This is a genomic window from Mycobacterium sp. SM3041, assembly GCF_039668335.1.
GTDB lineage: Bacteria > Actinomycetota > Actinomycetes > Mycobacteriales > Mycobacteriaceae > Mycobacterium.
The window spans coordinates 1-6,039 of record NZ_JAYXBQ010000006.1; the positions used below are offsets into that span (position 1 = coordinate 1).

A 6,039-nucleotide genomic window follows, 5' to 3' on the forward strand; every position below is an offset into this window, starting at 1 on the left:
ACCGGCAAGACAATTGAGCTCAAGCCCGAGGTCAAGCTCGACGCGGGCGACATCATCGACTCGATGTACATGAGCAAGAAGGCGCTCATCCAGTTCTACGAGGAGCAGATGGAGGACGCCTACAAGACGGGCGTCATGTTCTCCCTGCACGTCAAGGCGACCATGATGAAGGTCAGCCACCCGATCGTGTTCGGCCACGCCGTGCGCATCTTCTACAAGGACGCATTCGCCAAGCACCAGAAGCTGTTTGACGAGCTGGGCGTCAACGTCAACAACGGGCTCTCGGACCTGTACGACAAGATCTCGACGCTGCCCAAGTCGCTGCACGACGAGATCGTCGACGACCTGCACAAGTGCCACGAGCACCGGCCCGAGCTGGCGATGGTCGACTCGGCTCGCGGCATCACCAACTTCCACTCGCCGTCCGACGTCATCGTCGACGCCTCGATGCCCGCCATGATCCGGCTCGGTGGCAAGATGTACGGCGCCGACGGAAAGCTCAAGGACACCAAGGCCGTCAACCCCGAGTCGACGTTCTCCCGGATGTACCAGGAGATCATCAACTTCTGTAAGACGCACGGCCAGTTCGACCCGCGGACCATGGGCACCGTGCCCAACGTCGGTCTCATGGCGCAGAAGGCCGAGGAGTACGGCAGCCACGACAAGACCTTCGAGATTTCCGAGGACGGCATCGCCAACATCGTCGACATCGACAGCGGCGAGGTCCTGCTGACCACGGCGGTGGAAGAGGGCGACATCTGGCGCATGCCGGTCGTCAAGGATCTGCCGATCCGCGACTGGGTCAAGCTGGCCGTCACCCGCGCTCGGCTCTCCGGCATGCCCGTGGTGTTCTGGCTGGACCAGGAGCGTCCGCACGAGGCCGAGCTGCGCAAGAAGGTCGCGACCTACCTCAAGGACCACGACACCGAGGGTCTCGACATCTCCGTGATGTCGCAGGAACGCGCCATGCGGCACACCATCGAGCGGGCCATGCGCGGTCAGGACACCATCGCCGCGACCGGCAACATCCTGCGCGACTACCTCACCGACCTGTTCCCGATCCTGGAGCTGGGTACCAGCGCCAAGATGCTGTCGATCGTGCCGCTGATGGCCGGTGGCGGCCTGTACGAGACCGGCGCCGGTGGTTCGGCACCCAAGCACGTGCAGCAGCTGGTCGAGGAGAACCACCTGCGCTGGGACTCGCTCGGTGAGTTCCTGGCCCTGGGCGCCAGCCTGGAGGACCTGGGCAACAAGACCGACGACGCCAAGGCCCTGCTGCTGGCCAAGACGCTCGACAGCGCGACCGGAAAGCTGTTGGACGAGAACAAGAGTCCGTCGCGGCGCACCGGCGAACTGGACAACCGCGGCAGCCAGTTCTACCTCGCCATGTACTGGGCGCAGGCGCTGGCCAAGCAGACCGAGGACGCCGAGCTGGCGGCCAAGTTCGCTCCGCTGGCCAAGACGCTGGCCGAGAACGAGGAGAAGATCGTCGCGGAACTGGCTGCGGCACAGGGCAGCGCGGCCGACATCGGCGGGTACTACGCGCCGGACCCGGAGAAGACGACGGCCGTGATGCGGCCGAGCGCCACCTTCAACGCGGCGCTGGCTTCCGCTCAGGAGTAATTCACCTCGAACGTGAGCTTGTGTGCGAGATTTCCTCGATTTCTCGCACACAAGCTCACGTTCGTCGTTTCAAGCGTGTTGTACCCCGACGTTAGGGTTCTGCTTCGTGATCGTCACCACCATCAACGTCAACGGCATCCGCGCCGCGGTCAAAGAGCGCTCGGCGGAGAACCTCGGGCTGCTGCCGTGGCTGAAGGACACCACGTCCGACGTCATCTGCCTGCAGGAGACCCGGGCCGACGACGCGCAGCTGACGCAGGCCCTGGCGCCGGCGCTGGATGCGGGCTGGCAGCTGGCGTCGGCCGAGCCGTCTGCCAAGGGCCGCAACGGGGTGGCGGTGCTGTCGCGGGCCCCCATCACCGCGGTGCGGGTGGGGCTCAGCCCGGACTGTGAATTCGTCGCGCACGGGCGGTATGTGGAGGTCGACACCGACGGCGTCACGGTCGCCAGCGTCTACGTACCCACCGGTGAGGCCGAGACCGACAAGCAGGTGGAGAAGGAGCGCTTCATGGTGGCGCTCGCCGGCCGTATGGCCGAGCTGACCCGCAAGCGCCGCGACGTGGTGATCTGCGGCGACTGGAACATCTGCGCGACGGAACTGGACCTGAAGGCGTGGAAGGCCAACGTCAAGAAGTCCGGGTTCCTGCCCAGCGAGCGGCAGTGGTTGGCCGAGCTGATGGCCTCCGGCTGGACCGACGTGGTCCGGGAGCTGCACCCTGAGGTCCCCGGGCCGTACAGCTGGTGGTCATGGCGCGGCAAGGCTTTCGACAACGACGCCGGGTGGCGCATCGACTACCACCTGGCCAACGCGAAGCTGGCGCCCAAAGCCCATGCGGCGCGGGTGGAGCGGGCTGCGGCATATGCGCTGCGCTGGTCGGACCACGCGCCGGTCACGGTCGAGTACAGCTGATCGGACTCAGTCTCGAAGCGGTAGGGCAGACACCATCGGGGTGTCCACTCCGATGCGACCGAGCGCACTGGCGCCGCCGGGGGAGCCCAACGGCGCCTCGCGTCCGGGGAGTACCTCATCGAAGAATGCCGCGTTGTCGGCGAGGTATGCGAGCTGGTCTTCGGGCAGATCGGCATCGTAGTAGATCGCATCGACTCGGCAAATCAGTTTGCAGGCACCGCAATCCACACATTCGCGCGGGTTGATGTAGAGCGCCCGATCGCCTTGGTAGATGCAGTCGACCGGACACTCCTGCACGCAGGACATGTCCGTGACGTCAACGCATTCCCGTCCGATTACGTAAGTCATACAACGGACGGTATCGATGCCGTAGCACGTGACCTCAGTGGCCAAAGTTGCTGATAACAGGGCCGGAAGTCCCCAATCTGTTACTGGACGGCATGCCGTGACTCGTCGTCGGACGCATGGCCCCATTGCGGGTCCCGGCCCAGGTGGCGGAGTAGCCTCTCGAAATCCGTTGTGCTGTCGGCGGTCCTGGCCGGCCCGAACGGCGCATTGGGCATGCTGCGGAAGTCCCCGTCGGGCACGGCCAGGGCGAGGGGCAGGGCTGCGGCGACGACGTCGTCGGGCAGTGTGAAGGGAACGCCGAGGCCGGCCGCGACGTCCCAGCCGTGCACCGCGTAGTCGATCAGGTGAAATCCGATCGCCATCTCGGCCGGCACCGAGGTGCCCAATTCCGGTAGCGCGAACTGGCTTTCGGGATCGGCGCCGGCGAATGCGTCCAGCATATCGTGGGCGGCCGCGGCGTAGTCGCTTATCGGGTCGTCCGTGTCGCGAACGGAAACCGGATCCCAGAGCGCGAGTTCTTGGCCGCCGCCACGTGCGGCAGCGGCGAACCCACGGTGCTGGACCGTCATGTGAGCGAGGAGTTCGGCCAAATCCCAAGCGGCACAGGGAGTCGGGCGCCGCAGGTCGGCAAGACCGACGGTGTTGACGACGTCGATGGAGGCAAGAATGGTGCGGCGATGGGTACCGAGAAGATCGGTGGAAACTGTAGGCATGAGCTGATCGTAAGCACATGCGTACGATATGGCAATGCCTACGATAGCCGGATGTCGGCCAAGCGCCCTGACCTCGCTGCGATGCTCGCGCCGCTGCTGCGTGAGCTGATGGCTGCCGAGCAGCCTGTCCTGGACGCGCACGGCATCTCGATGTGGGGCTACGTCGTGCTACTGGCGCTCGACGAGACCCCGATGCGGTCGCAAGCCGTCCTGGCGCAGGCGATCGGCGCCGACAAGACCCGCATCATCCGCATCCTCGACGACCTGCAGGACCGTGGCTACATCGAGCGCACGCCGGACCCCGACGACCGCCGGGTTCGGCTGCTGTCGATCACGCCGGCCGGACGCCGGCTCAAAGACGCGGTGCAGACCGACATTCAGCGCGGTGAAGAGCAGTGGCTCGGCGAGCTGAGCGCCGAGGAGCGGCGCGTGTTCCTCAAGGTGCTGCAACGTCTGGCGCCGCGACCCGACTGAACACGAGCGCTCGGCGTCAGAGCGTCTCCGTGACCTTCCGCAGCCCGCGCGGCTGGTCCGGGTCGCCACCGCGGGCCAGTGCCAGGTGCAGGGCAAGTTGTTGCAGCGGAAGGATTTCCAGCAGCGGGGAGAGTTCGTCGCTGACCCCGCTGGGCAGCGCGATACCACCGGCCAGGGCGGCCAGGGCCGTCGGACTTCCCACCCCGAAGACGTCGGCGTGACGCTCGGCCAGCCGTTCCAGCACCGGCGCCATGGCCTGGCCGCCGGCGCCCTCGGGCACCACCGCGAGCACCGGCACCTGGGGGTCGACGGTGGCGAGTGGACCGTGCAACAGGTCGGCGCCCGAAAACGCCTGTGCGGAAAGGTAAGACGTCTCCATCAGCTTGAGGGCGGCCTCGCGGGCAGTGGGGTAGGAGTAGCCGCGGGCGGTGGCGATGAGTCGTTGCGCGAACCGATACCGCTGCGCGACCTCGCGGACCAGCTCCCCGGCAGCGAGCACCTGCTCGCCGAGGTCGGGCAGCGCGTCGACACCGCCGTCGTTGTCCCGTCCGAGCAACAGCTGCAGGGCAAGCAGCTCCGCGGTGTAGGACTTGGTCGCGGCCACCGACTTCTCGGCCCCGGCCAGCACATCGATGTGAATCTCGGCTGCCGCAGCCAGATCCGACGCCGGGTTGTTCGTGACGGCCACCGTCAGCGCACCTTGGGCGCGGGCCACCTCGACCGAGCGCACGAGGTCCGGCGAACCACCGGACTGGCTCACCGCGACGTACAGCACGTCGCGCAGATCGGGTTGGGCGCCGTAGACGGTCATGGTCGACGGGGAGACCAGCCCTGCGGGCAAGCCGTGGTTGATCTCGACGAGGTATTTCGCGTACAGCGCGGCGTGGTCGCTGGTGCCGCGTGCCACGAACAGCACGAAGCGTGGCGCAGCCGCCGCGATCTGAGTCGCGGCGGCCCGGATGGGGCCGCGGCCATCGTCCAGCAGCCGGCGCCACACCTGCGGCTGTTCGGTGATCTCGGCGGCCATCAAGTGGCCGGGGGACGTTGGATCGGCGCTCACTTCGTCTCCTTGTCGGAGGTCGGCATCGCACTGGAACCCACTTTCCCCAGCGTAGACCGAGCCCCGGACAAAACCGGATGACAACAGTGCGAAAATCGAAGCCATCATGAGCAACAGCGGTGCAGGCGCGGACAAGCGCGTCGTCTTTTCCGGGGCACAGCCCACCTCCGACTCGCTTCACCTGGGCAATGCCCTGGGCGCGGTGCAGAACTGGGCCCACCTGCAGGACGGCTACGACGCGTTCTTCTGCGTCGTCGACCTGCACGCCATCACCGTCCCTCAGGACCCCGAGACGCTGCGTCGTCGCACGCTGGTGACCGCCGCGCAGTATCTCGCGCTCGGTATCGACCCGACCCGCAGCACGGTGTTCGTGCAGAGCCACGTCGCCGAGCACACCCAGCTGGCGTGGTTGCTGGGCTGCTTCACCGGCTTCGGTCAGGCGTCGCGGATGACGCAGTTCAAGGACAAGTCGCAGAAGCAGGGCGCGGACGCCACCACGATCGGTCTGTTCACCTATCCGGTGCTCATGGCCGCCGACATCCTGCTCTACGACACCGACCTGGTACCCGTCGGTGAGGACCAGCGTCAGCACCTGGAACTGGCCCGGGACCTCGCGCAGCGGTTCAATGCGCGTTTCCCCGATACCTTCGTGGTGCCCGAGGCCATGATCCCCAAGGCCACCGCCAAGATCTACGACCTGCAGGACCCGACCGCCAAGATGAGCAAGTCGGCCGCGACCGACGCCGGGCTGATCAACCTGCTCGACGATCCTGCCAAGAGCGCCAAGAAGATTCGCTCGGCGGTCACCGACAGTGAGCGCGAGATCCGGTTCGACACCGAGGCCAAGCCCGGCATCTCCAACCTGCTGACCATCCAGTCGGCGGTCACCGGAACCGCCATCGACGCGCTGG

At 66.6% G+C, this 6,039-nt stretch carries 7 protein-coding genes; 4 read left to right on the top strand and 3 right to left on the bottom strand.

Annotated features, from left to right (window positions below; genetic code table 11):
• Nucleotides 1-1,623, top strand: a 1,623-nt coding sequence (locus VXD91_RS03095) for an NADP-dependent isocitrate dehydrogenase (protein WP_346414630.1), incomplete at its 5' end; no start/stop codon positions are given.
• Nucleotides 1,624-1,729: 106 nt separating this feature from the next.
• Nucleotides 1,730-2,533 (top strand): exodeoxyribonuclease III, encoded by an 804-nt coding sequence (locus VXD91_RS03100; RefSeq protein ID WP_346414631.1) that lies wholly within the window; start codon nucleotides 1,730-1,732, stop codon nucleotides 2,531-2,533.
• Nucleotides 2,534-2,539: 6 nt separating this feature from the next.
• On the opposite strand, the gene fdxA is transcribed toward VXD91_RS03100, so the two are convergent.
• Entirely contained in the window at nucleotides 2,540-2,881 is a 342-nt protein-coding gene (gene fdxA / locus VXD91_RS03105) for a ferredoxin (protein ID WP_346414632.1), read from the bottom strand.
• A gap of 80 nt (nucleotides 2,882-2,961) precedes the next feature.
• Complete coding sequence (locus VXD91_RS03110; protein ID WP_226519273.1) at nucleotides 2,962-3,594, bottom strand: TIGR03086 family metal-binding protein; 633 nt, start codon at nucleotides 3,592-3,594, stop codon at nucleotides 2,962-2,964.
• A gap of 51 nt (nucleotides 3,595-3,645) precedes the next feature.
• On the opposite strand from VXD91_RS03110, the gene VXD91_RS03115 reads away from it, so the two are divergent.
• Nucleotides 3,646-4,068, top strand: a complete 423-nt coding sequence (locus VXD91_RS03115; RefSeq protein WP_346414633.1) for a MarR family transcriptional regulator — start codon at nucleotides 3,646-3,648, stop codon at nucleotides 4,066-4,068.
• 16 nt (nucleotides 4,069-4,084) lie between these two features.
• Here VXD91_RS03115 and VXD91_RS03120 read toward each other — a convergent pair whose 3' ends face one another.
• Nucleotides 4,085-5,095, bottom strand: coding sequence for an SIS domain-containing protein (locus tag VXD91_RS03120; protein WP_061004877.1), 1,011 nt, complete (start codon nucleotides 5,093-5,095; stop codon nucleotides 4,085-4,087).
• 139 nt (nucleotides 5,096-5,234) lie between these two features.
• On the opposite strand from VXD91_RS03120, the gene trpS reads away from it, so the two are divergent.
• Nucleotides 5,235-6,039, top strand: an 805-nt coding sequence (trpS, locus tag VXD91_RS03125) for a tryptophan--tRNA ligase (protein ID WP_346414634.1), incomplete at its 3' end; no start/stop codon positions are given.